This window comes from Rhizobium sp. NZLR1b, from assembly GCF_019685155.1.
GTDB lineage: Bacteria > Pseudomonadota > Alphaproteobacteria > Rhizobiales > Rhizobiaceae > Rhizobium.
The window spans coordinates 101,388-125,648 of sequence record NZ_JABDWC010000002.1 but is presented as its reverse complement, the minus strand read 5'-3'; the positions used below and the strand labels follow the sequence as shown (position 1 = coordinate 125,648).

The following is a 24,261-nucleotide window of genomic DNA, read 5'->3' as shown; positions in this document are numbered from 1 at the left end:
TCACGCCTTGCTGCGCGATGACCAGAGCTTTGGCTTCATGGAGTACTGGATGAAACGCTCCGCACTTGATGGAACGCAACATACCAATTTCATCTATTTATTGCCTGGATTGCTGCTTTACGCGGCGTTTGTCTTTGGACCGATTGTCGCGGCTTTGGGATTGAGCCTGACCAGTTGGGACGGCTTGAGCATGCCGAGGTGGGTTGGCCTCGGTAATTATGCCGATCTCTTTTCCGACAGCCGTTTTTACATCGCCTTGCGTAACAACGCCGAGCTCATGATCTTCTACTGTGTTCTGCCGCTCGTGCTCGGCATAACGCTTGCTGCCTGCGTCTGGAATCTGAAGCAGCGCGAACAACTCGCGCTCAGAACGTTCCTGTTTCTGCCCTATATCATGCCGACTGCCGTGTTGGGCATCATCTGGGCATGGCTCTACAATCCTGCATTCGGCCCGTTCAATCAGTTTCTCAGAGCGATAGGACTGGGCAGGTTCGCATTACCGTGGCTCGGAGATTTCAATTTTGTGCTTCCCGCGGTCGGGATCGTTGCCACATGGTATTTCTTTGGTTTCTGCATGGTCATCTTCCTCACCGGAATTCAGCGCATCGACCCGTCGCTGTTCGATGCTGCCAAGGTCGATGGCGCTTCGGCGCGAAAGACATTTTTCTGGATAACGCTGCCGCTTCTCATGCCTGAGATAAGGGTGGTTTTGCTTCTGACGGTGATAGCATCGATCAAAAGCTTCGACTTGATTTTTACAATGACCCGCGGCGGACCGGCAAACGCGACCCTCGTGCCGAATATCTACATGTATCAGCTCGGCTTCGAGCTCAATCGGTTCGGCGCTGCGGCGGCCATCGCCATTGTCGGCGCGTTGCTGACATTCGCAATCAACTATGCAATTCACCGGCTGGTCGGCTCTAGAAGCAAAGGAGTGGCTTGATGAGCCGTTCGTCCAACATCCCCGCCGCGCTCTTCCTTCGCCTTCTCCTCTGGCTTCTTGCTTTCGTAACGATCACGCCGTTCCTGCTTCTGCTGCTGACGTCGATAAAGAGCAAGGCTGACGTTCTCAGGGGTGCTTTCGCATTGCCGGCCTACCCGCATTTCGAAAATTATGTCGATGCCTGGAATGCCGGACATTTCAACATCTACTTCTGGAATTCGATCATCGTTGTCATACCCGTCGTTGCAGTAAGCGTCTTTCTAGGCCTGCTGACCGGTTTTGCCTTTGCCTACCTGTCATTCCCGCTCCGGCGCACGCTGTTCGCGATCCTGACGCTCGGCATGATGGTGCCGGCCGAGGCCTTCATCATCCCGCTTTACTATGAAATGCGATACCTTGGGCTGATCAATACCTATGCGGCGCTTATTATCCCGCAGATCGCCATGTCGATACCGTTCTCAACGATCTTCCTCGCCAGTGCGATGCAGCAATTGCCGGAGGAAGTTCTCGAAGCGGCGGTCCTCGACGGCGCCGGACGCTTTCATATCCTTCGCAAGATCGTTATCCCGCTGATGATACCGGCAATGTCGACACTGGCGCTGTTCCTGTTCATCTGGACCTGGAACGAGTTTCTCATTCCGTTCATTCTGGTCAACGACGACGCCTATCGGACGCTGCCCCTCGGCATGCTGTTTTTCCAAGGGCGTTACACTGTCAACACGCCAGTTCTGACCGCCGGCGCGGTGATCGTGATTTTCCCGCTCATCCTGACGTATCTGGTTTTCCAGCGGCGGTTTATCGCCGGCTTGACGGCGGGCGCGACGAAATAGACTGCGACATTATCGGAGCTATGGCCTCCGGCCACGCCTGTGGCGCACTTCTAGTGCCGCACAGCCCCAGACAGTGCCGAGCAGCAGATAGACATGGCGCCAGTGGTCGATATCGATGACGTTGCCGATCGTCGCATGGCCGAGAACCGAGATCCAGGCGATCATCAGGAAGGGTTGCCACGGGCGGTCGAGCAGCAGGTATCGGAAGCCGAGCGCAAGCGTCCAGATGAGCATGCCGACATAGCTAACGAAGCCGAGCCAGCCATAGGTGGTGAGCGATTTCAGCCAGATATTGTGCTCGTCCTCGGGAAACATTGTGCCGAACACCAGCGGGCCGATGCCGAGCGGGCGCTCCATCATCATGGTGAAGCCGATCCGGTGGCGCTCGAAACGGCCGAGATGCTCGCCGTCATATTGCTGCACTAGCTGGGCGCGCGCCGAAAACAGTTCGGCGACCTTCGGAATCTGCAGCGCCACCAGCAGCGAAGCGACCAACATGATGATCGCCGCCAGCGACAGCACCAGCACCCTGAGGCGAAAGGCGCCGCTGCGCTCCTTGAGCAGCATGATGAAGATCAGCAGCCCCACGCCGAGCGCGAACAGACCCCAGGCGGCGCGGGAAAAGGACAGGAAGATGCCGAGCGCAAGTACGAGCAAGGCGGCAGCCTTCAGCGGTGATTTCTTCAGGTCGCCCACCAGAATGCCGTGGACGAGATAGAGTGATGGCGGCACCAGGAAGGGGCCGAAGACGTTCGGGTCCTGGAAGGCGCCCTTGGCGCGGTCATAGAGTGTGAAGATTTCCGCGCCTGGAAAGGCATGGAAATAGCCGAGTATGCCGAGCGCTGAGGTGGCGACGGCGGCGAAGGTCCAGGCGTTGAAGATCAGCGGCAGCCGCTTGTGGCTATCCTCGATAATCGCTGCGTAGAAGACCGCCGTCAGCGCCAGGAAGGTCGACACCGCAATATACATCGGCCCTGTCGCCAGATCCTTCATCTGCGTCAGCGACAGCATGCCGCCGATATTGAAGGTGAGCAGCAGGGCAAGCAGCGGCGCCACGCCGCGCGAAATCCTGAGGCCCAGGATGAACCAGAGGCCGATCAACCCCGCCATCCAGAGTTCGTAGGGTGCCGGCTCGTCGATCACGAAACCGGAAAGGAAGACGCCGAAGGCGACGAAGGCCGAGCCGATCAGGCGCAGCGTCATCCGCTGCGGCTGGGCGACACGCGGATATGTCGCCTCGATCGCGGTCAATAGGCGTTTTCCGTATTGAGCAGCCGGATCGGCGTCAGGAACAGGATCTTGAGATCGAACCAGAGCGACCAGTTCTCGATGTAATAGAGGTCGTATGCGGTGCGGAACTTGATCTTCTCGTCATTGTCCACCTCACCGCGCCAGCCATTGATCTGGGCCCAGCCGGTGACGCCGGGCTTGACGCGGTGGCGGGCGAAATAACCCTCGACGACATCGCCGAAGGCGCGGTCGCGGGCTTGGGCGAGAACCGCATGCGGGCGCGGCCCGACCAGCGAAAGCTCGCCCCTCAAGACATTGAAAAACTGTGGCAATTCGTCGATCGAGGTCTTGCGGATGAAGCGGCCGACGCGGGTGACACGCGGATCGCCCTTGGTGACCGCGGCCTTTCCCGTAGGGTCGGCCATGTTGGTGTACATCGAGCGAAATTTGAAGACGTTGATGATTTCGTTGTTGAATCCGTGGCGCTTCTGCATGAAGAAAACCGGGCCTTCGGAGGTTGCCTTGATGGCAATCGCCGTCGCTACCATCAGCGGCCAGAGCAGCGCCAGCGCGACGACGGTGAAGAAGATGTCGAAGCCGCGCTTGGCGACGGAATCCCAGTCGCGGATCGGCATCTTGAAAATGTCGAGCATCGGCACCGAGCCGACATGCGAATAGGCGCGCGGCCGGAAACGCAGCCGGTTGGCATGCGCGGCAAGGCGGATATCGACCGGCAGAACCCAGAGCTTCTTCAAAAGGTCGTAGATACGCGCCTCGGCCGAAAGCGGCAGAGCGATGATCAGCATGTCGATGCGCGTCAGCCGCACGAATTCGACGAGTTCGGCCACGGTGCCGAGCTTCGGATAGCCTGCGACCATGATCGGCGAGCGCTTTTCGCCGCGATCGTCGAAGATGCCGCAGATGCGGATGTCGTTGTCATCCTGCTGTTCGAGGATGCGGATCAGGTCCTTGGCCGGCTCACCGCCACCGACGATGACGGCGCGGCGCTCCATGATGCCGTTGCGCGCCCAGTTGCGGATGCCGTAGGTGACGAGGAAACGCTCGGCGGCAAGGAAGAGCGCGCCGGCTGCAAACCAGGGTATAAAGGCGTCGACGACCATCGCCCATGTGCTGCCGCGAACCAGAGCGAACAGGCCGACGGTCAGGAGAAGCGCGATCGTCCACGAAGCCAGAATGCGCGGGATCAGCCGCAGCTTGGCCCGAAGCGCTGGGATGGTGTAGGTGTCGGCAAGCTGGAGGCCGATGACGGTCAAGGCCGAAGCGATCGCCGCCATGCCCGCCCGCATCCAGGAGGAATCATGGCCGTCGCCGGGCCAGAAAGTGTGAACGATCAGGGCGATCGCGAAGAGCGCCAGGAATTCCAGCAGCCGCAATTGCCCGATGATGATGACAGGCGAATTGGTTCCATCGCGGAACTGTTCGGCGATCTGCCGGGCATAGGGGTTGATTTCGGTCGGGCCGGAAGGTTTTTCCTGACCCGCGTCGCCGCGCACCTCGATGTCGGAGACCTGCTTGCGCAGTGCTTCCACGTCGAATTGATCGCCTTTTTCCAGCTTGTTCATGGGGCTTTTTCGCTCGTTGTCACCAAGCGAAATACCAGAAAGCCCCTAAGAAATATTTACGAGGCGGCGGGCATTGCTTGACGGTCGGCGGCACCGACGAGTTCATGGTACAATTTCAGGACATCGCGTGCCATGACGGCGGAGGAAAACACCGCCTTCACCGCCTCGGGCTTCGGCATCGTCCTGGCGTGCCAGTCGGGTGTGCTCAGCGTTTCCGCCATGACGCGCGCGAGATCGTCGGAATTCCCGGCCTCCACAAGGGCTGCGCTGTCGGCGCCGAGCACCTCGGGAATGCCGCCGACACGGCTTGCGATGATCGTCTTGCCGGCGCCGAGCCCTTCGAGCACGATATAGGGCATGGCTTCGGCGCGCGAGGGAACGACAAGGTTCTGCGCCATGGAGAAGGCTTCGTGGACCCGCATCGCCGGTAGCATGCCGATGCGTTTGCCGAGGCCGCGCTCGACCATCATCTCGCGGTAGCGATCGCGATCCGGCCCGTCGCCGATCATCAGTGCCGACAGCGGCCTGCCGAGCAGCCGTTCGGTCTTGGCGAAGGCATCGACAAACAGATCGGGACCCTTGAGGTCCCGGAGCATTCCCACATAGATGAAATGCACCGCATCCGAGCGGGTCGGGATCGGCTCGAAATCGCGCTCGGCGATACCGTTATAGATCAGTCTCGTCTTCGTCCGCGGCTTACCCACTTTGCGCGCATAGGTGTCGCGCTCGTATTCGCAGATGAAGACCAGCGCATCGGTGAAATATTCCTGCAGGCGCTCCATACTGAGGACGAACTGTCCACTGAACGAGGAACGCGAATAATGCAGGCTTCCACCATGCGCGGTGTAGAGGCGGGCTACGCGATACCTGTTCACCCGCAACGCTGAGCCGGCAAGTCGCGCGAGCACGCCGCCCTTGGCGCCGTGTCCGTGCAGCACATCCGGCCGCAAACTTTTGATTTTCTTGTATGTATCCCACATCGTCGCAATATCTGACGGACTGATCGAGCGCCGGATCGGCACGCGTGTCAGGCCGAGCGAGAGATAGGGACGGATATCGTCGAACAGGCTGTCCTCGTATTCGCCGCCAGTCGAGCTGTCACAGAGGATGCCGATTTCATGACCGGCCTTGCTGTGCTCCTCGACGAGGTCGCGGACATGTCGGAAAATCCCGCCGACCGGCGACCTGAAGCAATGGAGGATGCGGAGCGGCTGCTGTTCTGCCATCATTCAGAAGAGCCGTTCGCGAACATAGATCGTGTCGCCGGCGATAATCGGCCCCGATATGTTGATGCGGCCGGTCAGCACTCGTCCGTTGATCTTGCGGGTGACGTCGACCATGCTCTGGTTGGCGCGGCCGGTAAAGCCGCCAGCGACCGCGATAGCATTCTGCACCGTCATGCCGGGGACATAGGCATACTGGCCGGGTTGGCCGACTTCGCCCATGAGAAAGATCGAACGGTAGCGATCGACATCGATGGTGACGTCGGGATCGCGAAGATAGCCCTGTTGCAGTTTCTGAGCGATTTGCCCCGAGAGCTGCTGCAGAGTTCGGCCGCGGGCAGGGACCTGGCCGATGAGGGGGAAGGCAATATAGCCGGCCTGATCCACCGTATAGGTGTTGGTCAGGCTCTGCTGGTCGAAGACGGTAACGCGCAACCGATCGCCGCTGTCCAGCGTATAGGGCTGGATAGTCGCCTCGTTGAAGGCCTTCGGAGCCGGCTTGTACGTCGTGCAGCCGCCCAATGCTGCCGTCATGGCTGCAAGGCTCAGGGCCAAAAGGATCTTGGGCTGGACGACAGACATCCGTTTGTGCTCACAGAAAATGAACTCGGTAGAGCCGTTATCGATCCGTTAGGGTTAATGCCCGGTAAAGGCCGCTTGCAATTTCCTGGTTTCTTTCATCGCTCCTTAGAACAGGATGATCTTAGGCCGGATCGGCCTCAGATCTGAATCCTGTTCTAAATTAAAAGTCAGAGCATGATGTCGCCCAAAACCGCTCACACTTTTCGGCATCATGCTCCGCTCATTACTCCGCAAGATTGCCATTAACCGTTGAGTTACCATGGTCGTTTACGCTTGCGGCACCTTTGTTGTGGAGTAAGAGCATGTCCGGCGTAGCGCGTGATCAGGATGTGGACATCGACCTCGGCCAGTTGGTCCGCGCCGTCTGGGCGCGCCGTCTGCGGATTCTGGCGATTACCCTCGTGGGGGCGGGCGTCGCCTTTACAGGCGCCAAGATCATGTCGCCACAATTTCGCAGCGAAACGCGCATTCTGATCGAACCCCGCGCGCCGGCCTTCGCCAGCACCCAGCAGGCCAACGACGCCAGCGCCGGTCCGCTGATGGATGAGCTGAATATCGCCAGCCAGGTGCAGCTGCTGCAATCGGCCGATCTTCTCAAGAAGGTCATCAACGACCTGAAGCTCTATAACCTGCCGGAATTCGACGATGCAGCCGACGGCTCGGCGATGAGCAGCATCCTGGTGAAGCTGCATCTGAAGAAGAACCCGCTGGAGAATCCGCCGGAAGAGCGAGTGATCGATGCCTTCGTCGAACGCCTGCAGGTCTACCAGGTGCCGGGTTCACGCGTCATCGGCATCAGTTTTACTTCGAAGGACCCGAAGCTCGCCGCCGCCATTCCGAACGCCATGGCCAATGTCTATCTTTCGACGCAGAGCGGCGCCAAGCTCGATTCCAATTCCGAAGCGACGCGCTGGCTGGAGCCGGAGATCGAAGGCCTGCGTGGCAAGGTCAGCGAAGCCGAGAAGAAGGTCGCTGAATATCGCACCTCCCACGGGCTGCTGCAGACCAACGGCACGACCACCTTTCCGGCCCAGCAGCTGAACGATATCTCTGCTGAGCTGACCCGTGTGCGCGGCGACAAGGCCAATGCCGAGGCGAGGGCGCAGGCGGTGCGCAATGCGCTGTCTTCGGGCGAGGCCTCCGACACGCTGCCGGACATCATGTCGTCCCAGGCGATCCAGCGGCTGAAAGCGACGGAATCCGGCCTGCAGTCGCAGATTTCAGACCTGCAGACCAGCCTTCTCAACAATCATCCGCGGCTGAAAAGCCTGCGTGCCCAGCTCTCCGATATCCGGGCTCAGATCCGCCAGGAGACCCAGAAGATTCTGGCGAGCATCGACAACGAATCCAAGGTCGCAGATCTGAGAGCGAGCGAGCTTGAGCGGCAGTCGGATACGGTGCAGGCCAATAGCGCTCGCGCCGGTGAAGACGAGGTCGGTCTTAATGCGCTGGAGCGCGAGGCGACCGCCCAGCGGCAGCTGCTCGAAACCTATCTGGTGCGCTACCGCGAGGCTGCCTCGCGCGCCGACAGCAATTCGAGCCCAGCCGATGCCCGTATCGTTTCCAAAGCCATCGAGCCGGTCGATCCCTATTTCCCGAAGGTGGTGCCGATCGTCGTCGTCGCGACCGTTGCGACATTGATCTTGAGCGCCATCGTCACCATGCTGGCCGAACTTTTCAGCGGCCGGGCGCTGCGTGCCGTCGATGCGTCCCGTGAGGCGATCGAGGCCGAAACGCTCGTCGAGGACAGGGATACCCCGCAGGCCGCTCCCGTTATCGCTGTCGTCAGAAAGCCCGTCCGGCCGAGCATGCTCGCCGTGGTCGCCGACGAAGATCCGGTCGAGGACGTCAAGGCTGCCGAGGCGGCGCCGGAGGACGAGAACGAATTCTCAATCGCCTCGGTTGCGGATTATCTCGCAGGCAGCCGGGCGCCGCTGGCAATCGCAATATCTCCGACTGGTGACAATGGCTCGGCGGCAACGGTTTTGCTGACCCGCATGCTCGCCGACGCCGGCCGCCGCGTCATCCTGATCGATATGACCGGTTCCGGTTATCCCACAGAATTGATGGCCGAGGACCAGGCCGCTCTTGGCGTCACCGATCTGCTATGCGGCGAGGCCGCTTTTGGCGACACGATCCACGGCGACCACCTTTCCGATGCCCATCTCATTCCCCAGGGCCAGAGTGACGTTCGCCGCGCCATGCGCGGTGTGGACCGGCTGTCGCTGCTGCTCGATGCGCTTGCCGCCGCCTACGACCTCGTGGTGGTCGAATGCGGTTCGGCCGATGTCGCCGGCGTCTCGCGGCTGACGCGCAGCCGCGACGTCGAGATCATTCTCTCCCTGCCGGAAGTCGAGGAGACGATCTTCGTTGCCCTGATGACGGAATTCCAGGCTGCGGGCTACGAGCGCGTCGTGTTGATGTCGGGTGGTGAAGCGGCGGAGCAGAGGCTCGGCCAGGCCGCCTAACGCATGCCGCGCAAAAGTGTGCCGCGGTTTTGCGGCAACGACATGCGTAAGACAAAGACCGCTTAGCCGAGCCGTGCTCGGATGCTCTGCGTGAACTTATAGAGCTTCGGGCGGGCCTTGATATGGGCCTTGCCGCGGGTGACGATCCGGTGCGCGGCGCCGGCGAGAACGCCGAACTGCGAGACCGGCAGCACCACGTCGTAATGCGCGGTCTCCACAGGCGCCCAGGAACGCTTGTAAGTCTGGTCGCCAAGGCCGAAATCGAACAGCGCCACGCCCTTGCCATGCAATCCCGAAATGGTCTGCCAATAGAGGAATTCGCCGGGGCTCGTATCCGGAACGAGCTCTTCGTCGATTGCGCCGAACTGGCAGATGATGTGGTCGCCCTTGCGCGAAATCCCTGAAATTGCGGCGACCCGGCCCTCATTCTCACTCTTGAGCCGCAGCACATGCATCTGCAGCCCGAAATACCGCCGGTCGTCATCCCGCTTGTCGATGAGGCCGTGCAAAAAGGCCCGCGTTTCCTTGTCGGCGAAGACGTCGGGCAGGCCGAGGCTGGCGAAGCGGGCGCTCTTCAGGCGGAAAAAGATATCGAGCAGACGGTGCTGTTCTTCCGAAGTCTCGGGGACAACGTATTCGACGCCGCCGGCCGCCTCGAGACGTTTCGATTGAACACGGAATTTCTTGCGTCGGTTCTTGGCGTTGAGCTGCTTCAGCGTGTCCTCGAAAGCGGGAAAGAACGGCAGCTGATAGGCATGATTCTGGTTCTGCACCATCGGCAGCCCCGCAAGCGGGGTCGGTCGTCCGCGCCATTCCAGCGGAATGTTCTGCAGCAGCAGCAGATCGGCCCGACCCTTGAGCGCCTGCTGCAGCTGACCGGCGAACTTGCCGGGATCGATGGTCCCGCCGGCCTCTGCAAAGCTCTCGGAGAACAGGCCGGTATTGATATTGCTGTGATCGGCGGCGATGAACTTCGCGGTCGCAAGCCCCCGAGACTTGATGATTTCGACCGGCAGAATGAATGCCGTCTGACCCGCATAGGTGCCTTTGAGGATCGCCAGCGGCCGCTGAAAGGCGCTCACCCAGGCGGCGCACCAATCATAGCTCTGATGGAGTGACTGGAGATTGTCGCGCTCCAGCGCTCGCCAGTCGTCCTCCAACGGCTGCATTGCGTCGAAGACTTCGATATCGACTTCGGCCATGGCGAGTTTCATGCTCAGCTGACGCAGGCGCGAAATGGCCGTTTGGGCCAGCGCCACGTCCTCCGACGGCTGTTCATGAACATCGAGCTTTTGCGTCTGCACGGGTGGTTTTCTCCGGTCAAGAATGCTGAACGGGAAGGTAGGTATGCCAGACGTATATTTGGTTTAACTGCACGCGTCGGGCGAGGTTTTCCGCCGATCACGGTTATTCGGCCGTTAATGGCCTATTGCTGCGGCGGTCCGGCCATCCATTTGATGATCACCATTGCCGGCAATACCCAGAGCAGGCCGGTGAGCAGGAAATAGAGCAGGTGTCCCCACCAGGGCGCGTTGCCGAGCGCTGCCACCGCGATCGTGTTCGCCACCAGCGCATAGACCAGCACGAGCACGACGATGAGGATCGTGCCGATGAATTTGCGGAGGCGAATGGGCATCGTTTATCTCTCGGCATGGACAGGGCGAGCCGGCGCGACGGCATGCCGCAAAGGTTCGGGGCTTGTTTTGCATGAGCCGGTGGGGCAAATCAACTGCCGGATAGAAGGAGACATCATGGCTGTCGCAAACCCGACCACGGAACAGGCGATCCTGAGCGAAGTGCGCAAGCAGGACCGCGACCGCCGCGCCTTGCGTTTCTGGCTTGGTTTCGTGCTTTTGGCGCTCTTCTGTCTCGTGCTCGTCGGTGGCGCCACGCGGCTAACCAATTCCGGCCTGTCGATCACCGAGTGGAAGCCGATCCACGGCGTCATCCCGCCGCTGTCGGCTGCCGAATGGGAGGAGGAATTTCGCCTCTACCAGCGCATTCCTGAGTTTCAGCAGTTGAACAGCTCGATGACCGTCGACGAGTTCAAGGGCATTTTCTGGTGGGAATGGGCGCACCGGCTGATCGCCCGTGGCATCGGCGTGATCTTCGCGCTGCCGCTCATCTTTTTCTGGCTGACGGGGCGGATTGAAAAGCGCCTGCGCTGGCCGCTCGTCGGCATTCTGGCGCTTGGTGGCCTACAGGGTTTTATCGGCTGGTGGATGGTGTCGTCTGGCCTGTCTGTCCGCACCGACGTCAGCCAGTACAGGCTAGCGACGCATCTCGTCATGGCCTGCTTGATCTTTGCCGGCTGCATGTGGATCATGCGCGGGCTTTCCAGGCATTCCAGCGATCCGGCGCCGGCGCGAAGCTCGCGCGGTTTTGCCGCCGCGATCGCCGTTTTCGCACTGTTCCAGATCTATCTCGGCGCGCTGGTGGCAGGGCTCGACGCCGGTTTTTCCTACAATACCTGGCCGCTGATGGATGGCGCCGTCATCCCGTCGGATCTGCTGATCCAGCAGCCCTTCTGGATCAACGCCTTCGAGAACCCGAAGACGGTGCAATTCATCCACCGCATCGGCGCCTATACGCTCTTCGCATTGACCTTGATCAACATGGTGATCGCGCTGCGCGCCGCACCATGGACCACCCATGCCCGCCGCGCCGTCGTGCTCTTCGCGCTGGTGACCCTGCAGGCCGCAGTCGGCATCGCCACGCTGCTGATGCAGGTGCCGCTTCACTGGGGCCTGCTGCATCAGGCCGGCGCCCTGGTGGTTTTCGGTTTCGCCGTCGCCAACTGGCGCGGCTTTTACGGCGAATATCCGCATGGGACGATGATCACAGAGCGCGATTGAATCATCCTGTTCTAACGCAGCACCCCATCGAGCAACGGCATGCCGATGATCGCGGCGGCGGCGATCAGGATATAGCAGGCGATGCGGAAGGTCCGCTCCTCGGCGAGTCCGAACAGTTTCGAGCCGCCGTAAAGCCCGACCGCATAACTCGGCAGGATGATGGCGGTCAGTGCGAAGACGGTGGGCACGAACAGTCCGCCGATATAATAGCTGATGGCACTGAAGACGGACGAGATCGAGAAATAGAGAACGACGTTCGCCCTGACGCGCGTGAAGTCGCTTTTGCCGCCAAGCCAGTAGGCGACAACAGGCGGCCCGCCGAGCTGCGCGGCGCCGCTGAAAAGCCCGGCGATTAGGCCGATGCCGCTGCTGAGTGCTGCCGAAGGCGCGCCGTGGTATCGCCATCCCGATGCGAGAAGCGCGAGTAGGGCGATCGCGATGATGGTAATGCTCCAGCGCAAAAGCAGCGGGTCGAGCAGCGCCAGCATCGCCGTGCCGGCCGGGACGCCGAGGGCCGCACCCGCCGCCATGACGAAGACCTCGGGTCGGTTGGCGCCGCGCCATGCGGGCGGGATCATCCCGACTGTCGCAATGCCGTCGATGACGAGCAGGATCGGCGAGACCAGCTTCGGCCCGACGATCGCGCCGGCGAGCGGAATGAAGATCAATGCGGCGCCGAAGCCCGAAAAACCGCGGGCGAGCCCGGCGACGACGGCGAACGCCATCAGCGCATAGATGCCATGGTCGGGCAGGGCGGCGGCAAACCAGGCGTGCACGCCGGCGATGAGCACATCGAGCGTCATGACGTCAGGAGGCGAGCATCAGGTCCATATTCTGCACGGCAGCACCCGAGGCGCCCTTGCCGAGATTGTCGAGCAGCGCCACCAGATTGACTTGCGAGGTGCCTGGCGTGCCGAAGACGAAGAGCTTCATCGTGTCCTTGCCTTCGAGCTCGACGGCGTTGATGCGGGGCAGGACCTTGCTTTCGGCGAGCGGCACGACGGTGACGATATCCTGGCCGGCATAATGGGCGACGAGGGCTGCATGGATGCTCTCCATCGTCGTGCCTTCGGCGAGGTCGCCGAGATGCAGCGGCACCTGGACGATCATGCCCTGTGCGAACTTGCCGACCGACGGCGAGAAGATCGGCGCGCGGTCGAGCAGTCCGTGCACGGTCATTTCAGGCACATGTTTGTGGGTCAGCGGCAGGCCGTAGAGGAAATGTGGTGCGGTGATCGCATCCGGGTGATCCGGGTTTTCCATCTGCGCGATCATCTGCTTGCCGCCGCCGGTATAGCCGGACACCGCGTTGACCGTCACCGGATAGCCGTCCGGCAGCATGCCGGCAGCACGCAGCGGCCGGATGAGGCCGATCGCGCCCGTGGGGTAGCAGCCGGGATTGGCGACAAAACGGGCCGCCTTGATCCTGTCGGCCTGCGCGCTGTCCATTTCGGCAAAGCCATAGGCCCAGCCGGAATTGACGCGGAAGGCGGTCGAGGTGTCGATGACGCGGACGTTATTGTTGGCCGAAACCATCTGCACCGCTTCCTTGGAAGCGTCGTCAGGCAGGCAGAGAATGGCGATATCGGTGCTGTTCAGCATGTCCTCGCGCATGGCCGCGTTGCGCCGCTCGGCCTCTGGAATGGACAGAAGCTCGACATCGCGGCGGCCAGCCATGCGCGTGCGGATCTGCAGACCCGTCGTGCCGTGTTCGCCGTCGATGAAGATTTTCGGTGCCATGTTAGACCTGCGCTTTCAATGGGTTCAGAAGGTTTCCGGATTCACTTTGGGATGATACGTCAGCCTTGTGACACGGCGATGGCGCGTCTCTCGGCATGAAGCCCCAGCATATACATCGCCACCGTTGCCCCCGCAATGGCGGTGATATCGGCATGGTCGTAGGGTGGCGACACCTCGACGACATCGGCACCGCGAATATCGAGCTGGTGCAGGCGCTGCAGCACCGAGAGGATCTTGGCGCTCGATGGGCCGCCGGCAACCGGCGTGCCGGTGCCCGGTGCAAAGGCCGGATCGAGGCAATCGATATCGAAGGTGAGATAGGCCGGCGCGCCGCGCGTATGCGAGATGATCGCCGAGGCGATATCGCCGGCGCTCATCTCCTCGACCTGATGACCATAGAGAATATTGACGCCGAAATCCTCCGGCGCATGGGTGCGGATACCGACCTGGATCGAGCGGTCGGGATCAATGATGCCCTCGCGGGCGGCCCGTGCCACGAAGGAACCATGGTCGATGCGCCGTTCTTCGTCGAACCAGGTGTCCTGGTGCGCGTCGAACTGCACAAGCGCGAGCGGCCCGTGTTTTGCCGCGTGGGCTTTCAGCAGCGGCCAGGTAACGTAGTGATCGCCGCCGAGCGTCAGCAGAAAAGCGCCGCTGTCGAGGATGACGTTGGCCTGGCGTTCGATGGCATCAGGCGTATCCTGATGATTGCCGTAGTCGAGCAGGCAATCGCCGTAATCGATGACGGCCATCTCGGTGAAGAGATCGCGGTTGAAGGGATATTGCGGATCATTGTCGAAGATCGCCGAGGCGCGCCGGATCGCTTGCGGCCCGAAGCGCGTGCCCGGCCTGTTCGAGGTCGCGGCGTCGAAGGGAATACCCCAGACGGCAACGTCGACGCCGGCGAGCTCCTTGGTGAAGCGGCGGCGCATGAAGGACAGCGCTCCGGCAAAGGTCGGGTCGCTGGCGGCGGAGGTGAGGCTGGTCGCCGTGAAGGCGTGGTCGATCGATCTGTTCGCCAAGTCATGCTCCTTTTTCGGTCGCAGAACCATTGTCGCGTCCGACGCCGGAGTGTCGGCGGCGGGATCCGCGCGGAGGAATTGGCCGATCCGCTCGCGCGCAGAAAGGGGTAGGCGAGGTGCGGAAAGATTTCAAGCAATCGTTCGGATGACGGCCGCTCGGTGTCATCGAGCGGCCGTCCTTTGGCCGTCTGCCCGTCAAGCCGGTTCTCGCAGGGACCACAATCCAGAAAGCGTTGTCAGCGCGGTCACACAGACATAACCCACGAGCGGCCAGGCGCTGTCGCCGCCGAGCAGAAGCACGAAGAAGGTTCCGGCAAAGCCGACGATGATGCTCTCGATGCAGAAATAGAGTGCGCCGCCGTTTGTTGCGGCCTATTTGTCCGCGGACTTGGTTGTTCCCATCACGCGCCCCTGACTTGGCTTTACTCTTCCCGAAGCGCTTTGCCGCGTTTCTATCTGCAGAACCCGATTGCGACAACGTCATGCCAGCACGCTTTCGCGTGGTTTAAACAGCGCAAAAGAAAAAGGCCGGGTTGCCCCGGCCTTCGTAATTCCGTCTGTCCGAAGCGATTAACGCTTGGAGAACTGGAACGAGCGGCGGGCCTTTGCCTTGCCGTACTTCTTGCGTTCGACGACGCGGCTGTCGCGGGTCAGGAAGCCGCCCTTCTTCAATACCGGGCGAAGGCCCGGTTCGAAGTAGGTGAGCGCCTTGGACAGGCCGTGGCGAACTGCACCGGCCTGGCCGGACAGGCCACCGCCGGCAACGGTTGCGATGATGTCGAACTGGCCGTCACGGGCAGCCGCAACGATCGGCTGGCGCAGGATCATCTGCAGCACCGGACGGGCGAAATATTCCGCGAATTCCTTGCCGTTGACGATGATCTTGCCGGAGCCCGGCTTGAGCCAGACGCGGGCAACGGCGTTCTTGCGCTTGCCGGTCGCGTAGGAGCGGCCGAGCGAATCAACCTTGCGGACATGGGCCGGAGCAGCAGCTTCGGAAACCGTGCCGAGATCCTTCAGGGAGGAGAGGTCAGCCATGATCAGGCGCTCCTTACGTTCTTTTTGTTGAGCACGGCAACGTCGAGGGCGACCGGCTGCTGGGCTTCATGGGGATGGTTGGCGCCGGAGTAAACGCGCAGGTTCTTCATCTGGCGACGGCCGAGCGGGCCACGCGGAACCATGCGTTCGACGGCCTTTTCGAGGACGCGCTCCGGGAAGCGGCCTTCGATGATCTGGCGCGCGGTGCGTTCCTTGATGCCGCCGGCAAAACCGGTGTGCCAGTAGTAGACCTTGTCGGAATACTTCTTGCCGGTGAAAACGACCTTGTCGGCATTGATGACGATGACGTTGTCGCCGTCGTCAACGTGAGGCGTGAAGGTTGCCTTGTGCTTGCCGCGCAGGCGCATAGCGATGATGGAAGCGAGACGGCCAACGACCAGCCCTTCGGCGTCGATGATCACCCACTTCTTCTCCACCTCTGCAGGCTTCTGGGAGAAGGTTGCCATAGTGAATACTCTCTTTTGAGACCCTTGGCCCGAAGGCTTGAAGGGCGTTTCTTGTTGCTTGGATTGGCAGGCTTGCGCCATGCCAAAAAGAAAGCAGCCCGGACAGGCTGCGTTCTGCGCGGTGTATAAAGGGAATGTGACATTGGGTCAATATCGGTCGTTCCGGCGAGGTGAAAAAAATACAAGCAAAAACAATTGGTTATGTATGAGGTATTATGGCACCACATATTGTTTGGGTGGCGGACTGCTATGCCGGGGCGTTTTTCATGTCCTCCGGGTTTGAAAAAGGCCCTAACCTTTAAATTCGCGCAGGCACTTCATGATGTCGCGGAGGCCGCGTGTCAGGTGTTTGTCGCGGCGCAGAACCATGCCGAGGCGGCGCGTGAGCTTCGGTTTCAGCGATGACGTCGTCACGAGGCTGGCCCGGTCGCGCCTCAGCGCCAGTCCCGGCAGGATCGACCAGCCGAGCCCGACGGCCACCAGTTCCTTGATCGCCTCGATGCTGCCGAACTCCATCGCCGGTCGGATACTGCTATCCGGTTCGGAAAGCCACGCATCGATTGCCCGTCGCGTATTGCCGCCTTCATAAAGCAGCAGTGTCTTGTCGCGCATGAAGGCGGCGTCCGGTCCGCCGTCGGGCATGAGACTGCCGGCGGGCGCGACGGCCAGCAATTCCTCCTCGTAGAATGGTTCGATCTCGAAGTTGCGTCCCGAAGCCGGCAGGGCAACAACGGCGATGTCGAGGCTGTTGGCCTCCAGATCGCGCAAGATGTCGTCGGCATCGCCGATGCGCACGACAATTTCGAGACCGGGCATGGATTTTCTGACGGCGGCAATGGCGCGAGGAAGCAGATGGATCGACGCCGTGCCGCCGCTGCCGATGCGCACGCGGCCGCTGGCGCCATCCCTGTAGGGCATCATCGCTTCCTCAGCTGCCCCCGCGTCCTGCAATAGTCGTCTTGCATGCACGAGCAGGTCGAGGCCTGCCGCGGTCGGCTGCGCCCGCCGCCCGATGCGCTCGATCAGCCGGACGCCGAGCCGCTGCTCGAGCCCCTTGACCTGCAGGCTGACAGCCGGTTGCGTCAGTCCTTCTTTGTCGGCTGCCGCCGTAAAGCTTCCGAGATCGGCGACGTTGACGAAGGTCGCGAGCTGATCGAGGTTGAGCGCCATACCAAGGAAATCCTTATGCATATCATAATATCCATAAGCTTCATTCGCTGCATTATCCAGCGCATCTTTTATCCATCGAAAAAAGGGAAAAAGAGATGGCCTTGGAGATTAGCGAGATCCTTGCGACACCGCGCGATATCGTTCAGTCGAGACTTCGCGGAACGGCGCGCTGGGGCCGGCGGCTGCTGGCAGCCGTCGCGCATCGCCTTGAAAAGCGACGGAGCCGCCGCAGGCTGTCGGAACTCACCGACAACGAGCTTTGCGATGTCGGTCTGACCCGTGCGCAGGCGAAGGATGAGACAGCAAAGTCCTGGTTCTGGTGCTGACTGTGCGGCTTGTGCGGAAAACGCGGATCCTGCTCGAAATTGCCGGCGCCTTGTGGCAATACGTGCCGTCTGGCAATCGAACGCAGGGAGCAGCATCATGGCCGAAATCGTAGCCTTCCCGGACGCAAACAAGGCGGATGGATTGCTGGTCCGCTCACTGCGCGACGGCGTGTTGCGCCTCGTGCTCAACAACCCGCCGGCCAATGTGCTGTCGATCGCGCTGCTCGAGAGGCTGATGATCGCGCTCGATACGGGAGGGTCGGATTCGGATGTGCGCGTCATCGTCATCGCCTCGACCGGCAATGTCTTTTCCGCCGGGCATGATCTCAAAGAAATGACCGCCCATCGCGCCGATGACGATCAGGGGGTCGGCTTCTTCGACAAGTCTTTCCGGGCCTGCGCCGATCTAATGCTCAAGATCGCGCATCTGCCGAAACCCGTCATCGCCGAGGTCGACGGGCTTGCAACGGCGGCCGGCTGCCAACTCGTCGCCTCCTGCGATCTGGCGGTCTGCACCGACAGTTCGACATTTTGCACACCGGGCGTCAATATCGGCCTGTTCTGTTCGACGCCGATGGTGGCCGTTTCCCGTGCCGCGCATCGCAAGCAGGCGATGGAGATGCTGCTGACCGGTGAGACGATCGATGCCTCGACCGCCAAGGATTTCGGCCTCGTCAATCGTATCGTGCCGAAGCAGTATCTGGCGCAGGTGGTGTCCAAATATGCAGCTGTCATCGCCAGCAAATCGCCGCTGACACTGAAGATCGGCAAGGAAGCCTTCAACCGCCAGCTCGAACTGCCGGTGCAGGCAGCCTATGACTATGCCACCAAAGTGATGGTCGACAGCATGTTGACGCAGGATGCGCAGGAGGGGATCGGCGCCTTTCTCGGCAAGCGCACGCCGGAATGGAAGGGCGAGTGATCACGCCAGTTTCAGAACCAGCCCGCCGATCGCGATGACGACGCCGGCGACGTAGCGCCAGGCACTGGCTTTTTCCTTGAAGACGGTAATCGAGATCACCAGCGCAAAGAGGATCGCGGTTTCGCGAAGGGCTGCGACAGTTGCGACCGGGGCTTTCGTCATCGCCCAGAGGGCCAGCCCGTAGGAAGCGATCGAGCCGGCGCCGCCGAGGAGGCCGCGCCACCAGTTGCGACGAACATGACGCGCCACGGCCAAGGTGCCGCGCTGCGAAACCGCCCAGGAGAATAATAGGACGGGTGGCAGTAGCGACATCCACAACGTGTAGGAAATCGCATTGCCGGAAAGGCGTGCGCCGATGCCATCAACATAGGTGTAGCTGGCGATGACGCAGGCATTGAGAAGCGAAAGCATGACGGCGTGGCTGCTGCCGCGTCGCGCCTCCAGAGCGAGCGTCAGGACGCCGGCGCAGATCGTCATCGTGCCGGCAAGAGCGCCGCCGGAAAGATCTTCCTTCAGGATGAAACCGCTTGTAGCGGCGATCAGCAGCGGCGCACAGCCACGCATCAGAGGATAGACGAGGCCGATATCACCGGCCCGGTAGGCGGCGGCCACCAACTGGAAATAGACGAATTGCAGGATGGCCGAGGCGCCGATGAACGGCCAGGCCGAGGCTTGCGGCAATGGCAGGAATGCCAGGAACGGCAGCGCCGAAACCGCGCCACCGGCCGAGATCAATGCCGCATCGAGGGATTTGTCGCTTCCCGCCTTGACGATGGCATTCCATATCGCGTGCAGCAGTGCGCCGAAGAGAACAAGCAGAATGACGTCGAGCGGCAAGGGAGTAAATCCGGAAAAGATGAGGGAAGCCGAAAACGCCTCGCCTTCGGCGTTTCAAATTCCTGAAAAGACAACTGGGATTTGCACGAAATGCACGGGCAGCGGTCGCAGACGCGTGCATATGTCGAATAACATTCTTTCAGTATGGAAACAATCGCGGCCGGTTGGGGCAATTTTTACGTGCGCGCGACATGCGTTCAATCCACGCGATCCTTTCAACTATGAGATGTTTCTAATGGATGCGGGAACGTAGCGCGGTACTATCGCGAACAAAACGGGAAACCATCTGAGGGATATAGGCGGCCGATTATTCTATGTTGCTGAAATGTAGATATTATTCTATAACTTTGACACACGGGAAATTTAAAGCTTTTGATTGTGCGTTCTTTGAAAAGTCGCAGCGCGGGATGAGCCCCGGCCTTTCGCAAGCGCGAAAGACATAGCGTTCCTACCACTGCTAGGACGGCGAAACCATCAGAGTTGATAATCGGGAACGAACAGCATCCCGTCAAGGTTGTCGATGTTCTGGCAGTTCAGCACTTGGCAGCGGGGATTGTCTTTCGAGGGGATATGCGTCCACTCCGCATAATCGGTCGCATCACAATAATTGCTGTTGCGGACATAGCGATCGTAAAGCGGCAAGCCGCGAGGAGACTGGTAGCGGAAGATGACGGCGCCCCGATTGTGGATGGCGGCACGCACGTTGGCGCAGCTCATGGTGAGCGGATTGTAGCGCGAGATCGCCAGCGCAGGGGATGCGGCGAGCACGAGCATGAGGGCAAGAGCGATTTTTTTCATCGAATCATCCTCCGGGAGCACTCGATTGATATATACGGAAAAGAAACGCAGCCGGTTTCACGGCAACGAAAAAAACTGCGGGCCGATCCAAATCAAAAATTGGGGCATGATGCCGTCCGAAAACCGCCTACACTTTTCGGCATCATGCTCTTGGGCTTTCGGGAGTGGAGAAGCAACATGAACCACGACAGCTATACGGATGATTATCTCGCCGGAATCCTCCATTCGGTAAAGACCATCGCGCTGACCGGCGCTTCGCCCAATCCGGCCCGGCCGAGCAACGGCGTCATGGGTTATCTGCTCTCGCGCGGCTACGAGGTCATTCCCGTCAACCCGGGGCAGGCGGGCAAACAGATCCAGGGCCGTACCGTTTATGCCCGACTCGCCGACATTCCGGTGCCGATCGACATGGTCGACGTGTTTCGCGCCGCCGAATATCTGGATGGGGTGGTCGAGGAGGCGCTGGCGCTGAGGCCGTTGCCGCAGATCATCTGGGCCCAGCTTGGCGTCCGTGACGATGCGGCTGCCGCAAAGGCGGAGGCGGCCGGCATCAAAGTGGTGATGAACCGCTGCCCGGCGATCGAGTATCCCCGTCTCATTGCCTGACCTCATCGTCCAGCTCATTGCTTGAGTTGCGGTCGGCTGAGACGGATTTTCCACCGAACGCCCATGGGTTGAAATGGATCGCGATTAACTTTCATAAGCGACAGGCTATGATCCTGCCCGTCAGCAACAAGTGGAGGACGACATGGCCAAGAACGATCCGGGATTCAACACGTTGGCGATCCATGCCGGCGCCCAGCCCGACCCGGCGACCGGCGCGCGGGTAACGCCGATCTATCAGACCACCGCCTTCGTCTTCAATGATTCCGATCATGCCGCGGCCCTCTTCGGCCTGCAGGCCTTCGGCAACATCTATAGCCGCATCATGAACCCGACGCAGGCCGTGCTCGAGGAGCGCGTCGCAGCGCTCGAGGGTGGCACGGCGGCCCTTGCCGTCGCCTCGGGCCACGCAGCACAAGTGATCGTCTTCCACACCATCATGCGACCCGGCGAGAATTTCATCGCCGCCAACAGGCTCTACGGCGGCTCGATCAACCAGTTCGGCCATGCCTTCGAGAATTTCGGCTGGCAGGTGCGCTGGGCCGATCCCGCCGATCCGGCAAGCTTCGAAAGCCAGATCGACGACAAGACGCGTGGCATCTTTATCGAAAGCCTGGCCAATCCCGGCGGCACCTTCGTCGATATCGCCGCCATTGCCGAGGTCGCGCACCGCAACGGCTTGCCGCTGATCGTCGATAATACGATGGCGACACCCTATCTCATCCGCCCAATCGAGCACGGCGCCGATATCGTCGTGCATTCGCTGACGAAGTTTCTCGGCGGTCACGGCAATTCCATGGGCGGCCTCATCGTCGATGGCGGCACCTTCGACTGGTCGAAATCCGGCAACTACCCGATGCTGTCGAGCCCTCGGCCGGAATATAACGGCATGGTCCTGCACGCGACGTTCGGCAATTTCGCCTTTGCGATCGCTGCCCGCGTGCTCGGCCTGCGCGATCTAGGCCCGGCGATCTCGCCCTTCAACGCCTTCCTGATCCTGACCGGCATCGAGACGCTGCCACTCAGGGTGCAGCGCCACAGCGACAATGCGATCGCCGTCGCGAAGTGGCTGAAGGCGCACAGCAAGATTGCCTGGGTGAATTATGCCGGCCTCGACGACGACCCGAACTATGCCCTGCAGCAGCGCTATTCGCCGAAGGGCGGGGGCTCCGTCTTCACCTTCGGCGTCAAGGGTGGCTATGAGGCTGGCAAGACGCTGGTCGAGGGGCTGGAACTCTTCTCCCATCTTGCCAATATCGGCGACACCCGTTCGCTCGTCATCCATCCAGCCTCGACAACGCACCGACAACTGAGCGACGACCAGAAGATTGCCGCCGGCGCCGGACCCGATGTGGTGCGCCTTTCCGTCGGCATCGAGGACGTCAAGGATATCATCGCCGATCTCGAACAGGCGCTCTCGAAGATCTGATGTTGTTCGTCACATACCTCTGACACCTACGTCAGTACCTTTGACAGCTTTTTGAGCAGGTTGTATTGATTCGGCCGCCGCGAAACCCCTGAAAACAGGGTGCTTTCGGCGGTCAAACTTTGAAAAAAGCAGATTTTTGAAATTTTTTTTGGTTGTGCTCCAAGGCCGTTTTGTTAACTCATTGCTGCGCGACAGAGCTTTTGGGATGGTGGTCCACGAGCCCAAATCGTGGGAAAATACCACCTCGGCGGGGGAGGACCACATCGAGACACACCCCAAAGAATTGTAGAACTCGCGGTGAAGGCAAGGCCGGCGGACGCGCTCAAAAGACGGTTCGTCCCGAGCGAAAGAGAGCCTATTTTCGAAGACTTGAAGTCGAACCAGAATTAAGGACCCCGACTGGCGTCTTTAATTCTGAAGTTTTCGTTCCTCCCCGGTACGCCCGGCTCACCTGACTTGAAAAGTGTAGTCAAAGAGCGACTGGGAGATCGTCCACGCTTCCTGTGCATCATTCAGCCCCGGTGCCAATGCGGCCGCAGTTAAAAGAAGACACCGATGCAAGAGCGCGCGGCGAGCGGGCTCTTCGGGTAAATTTGGAACTCGCAGTGCTCGACCTTCAAACGCCTACATCCCTGCGACGGTCGCCTCGCAGGTGCGGTGTGATGATGTTCACGAGCGGAAAAGTTAACGCGGCGGTGTCGTGGTGCCAATGAAGCCGAAATCGGCCCGGAACCCGTTAAGTTCTCTTTAAGCAGATGTCGACAAGCTCGACCTCGGCAAACGAACTCGATCACTATCCATCGTGACTTTCGGGGAGGAGGAGAGAGCCGGCCAAACTGGTTTGGCGACCGGCCCGGCTCTCTCATTGCCATCCTTCCGCGAAAAAGAAAGGAGGTATGCATGCTTTTGTAAGCTCTCTCACTATGACCGGTGGAGGTTAACGGATCGTTGACACGGCTGCTGTCCGTGCGCGTGACCGGTTTTCTGCGCCTGCTCGTTTGATCCCGCTTGACATTTCAGTTGTGTTCGCTATTTGTTCCTGCGATCGTCAGTTGAGGGCCATAGCGCCCCGATCCAACCGCAGGAAGAGCAATGTCGCACACGATGGCCCTGATAGTCCGAATATAGTGCCGCCCAGAAAACTGGGACGCCTTCGGATGCCATCTGAATGACAAGTCTTATTAGCTCACAGCGGGTTCTCCATGAGAAAGCTTCCCATCTCCCTGTTCCGAATAGGCCGTTAAGCGGCCTGACGTGACGCCATTCTGTTTTGTTCAGCGTAACCGGCCGCGATGCGCGCCGGAATGGAGAACTGCGTATGTTTGTTCGGATCAAACCAAACCCGCCACCATTCAGAATTTCTACCGCGCTCGCCCACGAGCTCGGTGTTCCCGCCGAAACGATCGCCGCAGTCGCGGTTCTCACTCCCAGCCAGAAGGGCGACGCCGAACGTGCGGCGAGGGGAGGCACCGATGCCAGGAAGTAGGTTGCCATATGGGTTCGAATTCGGCCACGAACCTGTCTATAAAGTGCCAAAACGAAAGAAGGGAGGCACCACTCCCAGTCACGTGCCGTCGCGAAAATCGGTATCTGGGAAAGGCATCCGTGCTGCCGACCCGTTAATGCGTGACTACATCTGGCACTTGGACGTCGATCCATCCATCCGCCTGATTTCTCCGTATCCGATGGAGATCGAGTATCAGACATTCGACCGCTACGGGCCGAATGGGACGGCCACACACATCCCGACGCTCGGTATTCTGAAGATGGACGGGACGGTGATCTATTCTGACGTGGTCACGGAGGCGATCCTAAAGGAACAGTGGTATCGCAGGCGGCGCATGCCACTACTGGAAGCGGCCTATGCAGATCAGTTCGGGGCCAGCTATTCGATCCTCACCGAACTCGCAATCCACATCCAGCCCCGCATGGACAACGTCCGTCGGCTTTGGCGGGACAACCGCACCAAAGCCCCGGAGGCGATGCGCGCGGTGCGCCGAGTGGTCGACGGCCATGACGGGACAGCAACGACCGTCGGCAGTCTCGTCGACATGATTGGCTGGCAGGATCGCGAGGTGGCGGTTGCGTGCATCCTCCAGCTAGCCATCGCGGGAGAAATCAACATCGAACTTGGCCGTCCGATCTCGGAAGGCACGACGGTCAGCTTCCCAATCGTTGACGCCGGAGAGGACTGA

At 60.5% G+C, this 24,261-nt stretch carries 24 protein-coding genes and 1 pseudogene; 10 read left to right on the top strand and 15 right to left on the bottom strand.

Annotation, left to right across the window (positions count from 1 at the left end; all coding sequences use genetic code 11):
• Positions 1-49: 49 nt before the first annotated feature.
• Positions 50-943: a carbohydrate ABC transporter permease gene (locus HJB84_RS02850; protein ID WP_164008873.1), complete on the top strand. Its 894-nt coding sequence runs from the start codon at positions 50-52 to the stop codon at positions 941-943.
• A complete protein-coding gene (locus HJB84_RS02845) occupies positions 943-1,773 on the top strand; it encodes a carbohydrate ABC transporter permease (RefSeq protein WP_207583756.1) in 831 nt (276 codons plus the stop codon). Before HJB84_RS02850 ends, HJB84_RS02845 begins: the two co-directional genes overlap by 1 nt.
• Before the next feature lie 18 nt (positions 1,774-1,791).
• Here HJB84_RS02845 and HJB84_RS02840 read toward each other — a convergent pair whose 3' ends face one another.
• From HJB84_RS02840 to HJB84_RS02825, 4 genes are read right to left on the bottom strand one after another with little or no spacing between them, the layout of a single operon-like run.
• On the bottom strand, positions 1,792-3,024 hold the full coding sequence (locus tag HJB84_RS02840; RefSeq protein ID WP_221115237.1) for an O-antigen ligase: 1,233 nt from the start codon (positions 3,022-3,024) through the stop codon (positions 1,792-1,794).
• A complete protein-coding gene (locus HJB84_RS02835; RefSeq protein WP_207583758.1) occupies positions 3,021-4,586 on the bottom strand; it encodes an undecaprenyl-phosphate glucose phosphotransferase in 1,566 nt (521 codons plus the stop codon). Before HJB84_RS02835 ends, HJB84_RS02840 begins: the two co-directional genes overlap by 4 nt.
• A 56-nt stretch (positions 4,587-4,642) precedes the next feature.
• Positions 4,643-5,812, bottom strand: coding sequence for a glycosyltransferase family 4 protein (locus HJB84_RS02830; RefSeq protein WP_221115365.1), 1,170 nt, complete (start codon positions 5,810-5,812; stop codon positions 4,643-4,645).
• A 3-nt stretch (positions 5,813-5,815) separates the two neighbouring features.
• A complete protein-coding gene (locus HJB84_RS02825) occupies positions 5,816-6,391 on the bottom strand; it encodes a polysaccharide biosynthesis/export family protein (protein ID WP_207583759.1) in 576 nt (191 codons plus the stop codon).
• A 302-nt stretch (positions 6,392-6,693) separates the two neighbouring features.
• Here HJB84_RS02825 and HJB84_RS02820 point away from each other — a divergent pair, with 302 nt between their 5' ends.
• Entirely contained in the window at positions 6,694-8,859 is a 2,166-nt protein-coding gene (locus HJB84_RS02820; protein ID WP_207583760.1) for a GumC family protein, read from the top strand.
• A 62-nt stretch (positions 8,860-8,921) separates the two neighbouring features.
• Here HJB84_RS02820 and HJB84_RS02815 read toward each other — a convergent pair whose 3' ends face one another.
• Positions 8,922-10,163 carry a GNAT family N-acetyltransferase gene (locus HJB84_RS02815; protein WP_207583761.1) on the bottom strand — a complete coding sequence of 414 codons (1,242 nt, stop codon included), beginning with the start codon at positions 10,161-10,163 and terminating at the stop codon, positions 8,922-8,924.
• Between the two features lie 122 nt (positions 10,164-10,285).
• Entirely contained in the window at positions 10,286-10,495 is a 210-nt protein-coding gene (locus tag HJB84_RS02810; RefSeq protein ID WP_207583762.1) for a DUF2842 domain-containing protein, read from the bottom strand.
• Between the two features lie 115 nt (positions 10,496-10,610).
• On the opposite strand from HJB84_RS02810, the gene HJB84_RS02805 reads away from it, so the two are divergent.
• Positions 10,611-11,714 carry a COX15/CtaA family protein gene (locus HJB84_RS02805; protein WP_207583763.1) on the top strand — a complete coding sequence of 368 codons (1,104 nt, stop codon included), beginning with the start codon at positions 10,611-10,613 and terminating at the stop codon, positions 11,712-11,714.
• An 11-nt stretch (positions 11,715-11,725) separates the two neighbouring features.
• Here the strand turns inward: HJB84_RS02805 and HJB84_RS02800 are convergent, their stop codons facing one another.
• From HJB84_RS02800 to HJB84_RS02775, 7 genes and pseudogenes are all read right to left on the bottom strand, one after another.
• Entirely contained in the window at positions 11,726-12,517 is a 792-nt protein-coding gene (locus tag HJB84_RS02800) for a sulfite exporter TauE/SafE family protein (RefSeq protein ID WP_221115236.1), read from the bottom strand.
• A gap of 4 nt (positions 12,518-12,521) precedes the next feature.
• Positions 12,522-13,454 (bottom strand): N-acetyl-gamma-glutamyl-phosphate reductase, encoded by a 933-nt coding sequence (argC, locus tag HJB84_RS02795; protein WP_207583765.1) that lies wholly within the window; start codon positions 13,452-13,454, stop codon positions 12,522-12,524.
• Positions 13,455-13,513: 59 nt separating this feature from the next.
• Positions 13,514-14,476 (bottom strand): agmatinase, encoded by a 963-nt coding sequence (gene speB / locus HJB84_RS02790; protein ID WP_207583766.1) that lies wholly within the window; start codon positions 14,474-14,476, stop codon positions 13,514-13,516.
• Positions 14,477-14,671: 195 nt separating this feature from the next.
• A pseudogene (locus HJB84_RS33435) lies at positions 14,672-14,830 on the bottom strand (CmlA/FloR family chloramphenicol efflux MFS transporter); the annotation flags it as partial.
• Positions 14,831-15,046: 216 nt separating this feature from the next.
• A complete protein-coding gene (rpsI, locus tag HJB84_RS02785) occupies positions 15,047-15,514 on the bottom strand; it encodes a 30S ribosomal protein S9 (RefSeq protein WP_221115235.1) in 468 nt (155 codons plus the stop codon).
• A gap of 2 nt (positions 15,515-15,516) precedes the next feature.
• Entirely contained in the window at positions 15,517-15,981 is a 465-nt protein-coding gene (gene rplM / locus HJB84_RS02780; RefSeq protein WP_221115234.1) for a 50S ribosomal protein L13, read from the bottom strand.
• A gap of 291 nt (positions 15,982-16,272) precedes the next feature.
• The gene (locus HJB84_RS02775; protein WP_221115233.1) at positions 16,273-17,172 is read right to left on the bottom strand and encodes a LysR family transcriptional regulator; all 900 of its coding nucleotides are present in this window, start codon (positions 17,170-17,172) and stop codon (positions 16,273-16,275) included.
• A 74-nt stretch (positions 17,173-17,246) separates the two neighbouring features.
• On the opposite strand from HJB84_RS02775, the gene HJB84_RS02770 reads away from it, so the two are divergent.
• Together HJB84_RS02770 and HJB84_RS02765 are read left to right on the top strand one after the other, a co-directional pair.
• Complete coding sequence (locus HJB84_RS02770) at positions 17,247-17,477, top strand: DUF1127 domain-containing protein (RefSeq protein ID WP_221115232.1); 231 nt, start codon at positions 17,247-17,249, stop codon at positions 17,475-17,477.
• A 97-nt stretch (positions 17,478-17,574) separates the two neighbouring features.
• Complete coding sequence (locus HJB84_RS02765; protein WP_221115231.1) at positions 17,575-18,399, top strand: enoyl-CoA hydratase; 825 nt, start codon at positions 17,575-17,577, stop codon at positions 18,397-18,399.
• On the opposite strand, the gene HJB84_RS02760 is transcribed toward HJB84_RS02765, so the two are convergent.
• Both HJB84_RS02760 and HJB84_RS02755 read right to left on the bottom strand, forming a co-directional pair.
• Entirely contained in the window at positions 18,400-19,236 is an 837-nt protein-coding gene (locus tag HJB84_RS02760; RefSeq protein ID WP_221115230.1) for an EamA family transporter, read from the bottom strand. It abuts the gene before it with no gap.
• Positions 19,237-19,710: 474 nt separating this feature from the next.
• Complete coding sequence (locus HJB84_RS02755) at positions 19,711-20,034, bottom strand: hypothetical protein (RefSeq protein ID WP_221115229.1); 324 nt, start codon at positions 20,032-20,034, stop codon at positions 19,711-19,713.
• A gap of 177 nt (positions 20,035-20,211) precedes the next feature.
• Here HJB84_RS02755 and HJB84_RS02750 point away from each other — a divergent pair, with 177 nt between their 5' ends.
• The 4 genes from HJB84_RS02750 (at position 20,212) to HJB84_RS02735 (ending at position 24,261) form a co-directional block, all read left to right on the top strand.
• Complete coding sequence (locus tag HJB84_RS02750) at positions 20,212-20,640, top strand: CoA-binding protein (RefSeq protein ID WP_221115228.1); 429 nt, start codon at positions 20,212-20,214, stop codon at positions 20,638-20,640.
• Between the two features lie 142 nt (positions 20,641-20,782).
• Complete coding sequence (locus HJB84_RS02745) at positions 20,783-22,066, top strand: O-acetylhomoserine aminocarboxypropyltransferase (protein ID WP_221115227.1); 1,284 nt, start codon at positions 20,783-20,785, stop codon at positions 22,064-22,066.
• 1,318 nt (positions 22,067-23,384) lie between these two features.
• Entirely contained in the window at positions 23,385-23,552 is a 168-nt protein-coding gene (locus tag HJB84_RS02740; protein WP_221115226.1) for a hypothetical protein, read from the top strand.
• A gap of 136 nt (positions 23,553-23,688) precedes the next feature.
• On the top strand, positions 23,689-24,261 hold the full coding sequence (locus HJB84_RS02735) for a hypothetical protein (protein ID WP_221115225.1): 573 nt from the start codon (positions 23,689-23,691) through the stop codon (positions 24,259-24,261).

Bases quoted from the DNA above. Each gene is read 5' to 3' on its own strand.
- HJB84_RS02850 (WP_164008873.1), top strand. From the start codon at position 50: ATGAAACGCTCCGCACTTGATGGAACGCAACATACCAATTTCATCTAT.
- HJB84_RS02845 (WP_207583756.1), top strand. From the start codon at position 943: ATGAGCCGTTCGTCCAACATCCCCGCCGCGCTCTTCCTTCGCCTTCTC.
- HJB84_RS02835 (WP_207583758.1), bottom strand. From the start codon at position 4,586: ATGAACAAGCTGGAAAAAGGCGATCAATTCGACGTGGAAGCACTGCGC.
- HJB84_RS02830 (WP_221115365.1), bottom strand. From the start codon at position 5,812: ATGGCAGAACAGCAGCCGCTCCGCATCCTCCATTGCTTCAGGTCGCCG.
- HJB84_RS02825 (WP_207583759.1), bottom strand. From the start codon at position 6,391: ATGTCTGTCGTCCAGCCCAAGATCCTTTTGGCCCTGAGCCTTGCAGCC.
- HJB84_RS02820 (WP_207583760.1), top strand. From the start codon at position 6,694: ATGTCCGGCGTAGCGCGTGATCAGGATGTGGACATCGACCTCGGCCAG.
- HJB84_RS02810 (WP_207583762.1), bottom strand. From the start codon at position 10,495: ATGCCCATTCGCCTCCGCAAATTCATCGGCACGATCCTCATCGTCGTG.
- HJB84_RS02805 (WP_207583763.1), top strand. From the start codon at position 10,611: ATGGCTGTCGCAAACCCGACCACGGAACAGGCGATCCTGAGCGAAGTG.
- HJB84_RS02800 (WP_221115236.1), bottom strand. From the start codon at position 12,517: ATGACGCTCGATGTGCTCATCGCCGGCGTGCACGCCTGGTTTGCCGCC.
- argC (WP_207583765.1), bottom strand. From the start codon at position 13,454: ATGGCACCGAAAATCTTCATCGACGGCGAACACGGCACGACGGGTCTG.
- rpsI (WP_221115235.1), bottom strand. From the start codon at position 15,514: ATGGCTGACCTCTCCTCCCTGAAGGATCTCGGCACGGTTTCCGAAGCT.
- rplM (WP_221115234.1), bottom strand. From the start codon at position 15,981: ATGGCAACCTTCTCCCAGAAGCCTGCAGAGGTGGAGAAGAAGTGGGTG.
- HJB84_RS02775 (WP_221115233.1), bottom strand. From the start codon at position 17,172: ATGCATAAGGATTTCCTTGGTATGGCGCTCAACCTCGATCAGCTCGCG.
- HJB84_RS02770 (WP_221115232.1), top strand. From the start codon at position 17,247: ATGGCCTTGGAGATTAGCGAGATCCTTGCGACACCGCGCGATATCGTT.
- HJB84_RS02765 (WP_221115231.1), top strand. From the start codon at position 17,575: ATGGCCGAAATCGTAGCCTTCCCGGACGCAAACAAGGCGGATGGATTG.
- HJB84_RS02755 (WP_221115229.1), bottom strand. From the start codon at position 20,034: ATGAAAAAAATCGCTCTTGCCCTCATGCTCGTGCTCGCCGCATCCCCT.
- HJB84_RS02750 (WP_221115228.1), top strand. From the start codon at position 20,212: ATGAACCACGACAGCTATACGGATGATTATCTCGCCGGAATCCTCCAT.
- HJB84_RS02745 (WP_221115227.1), top strand. From the start codon at position 20,783: ATGGCCAAGAACGATCCGGGATTCAACACGTTGGCGATCCATGCCGGC.
- HJB84_RS02740 (WP_221115226.1), top strand. From the start codon at position 23,385: ATGTTTGTTCGGATCAAACCAAACCCGCCACCATTCAGAATTTCTACC.
- HJB84_RS02735 (WP_221115225.1), top strand. From the start codon at position 23,689: ATGCGTGACTACATCTGGCACTTGGACGTCGATCCATCCATCCGCCTG.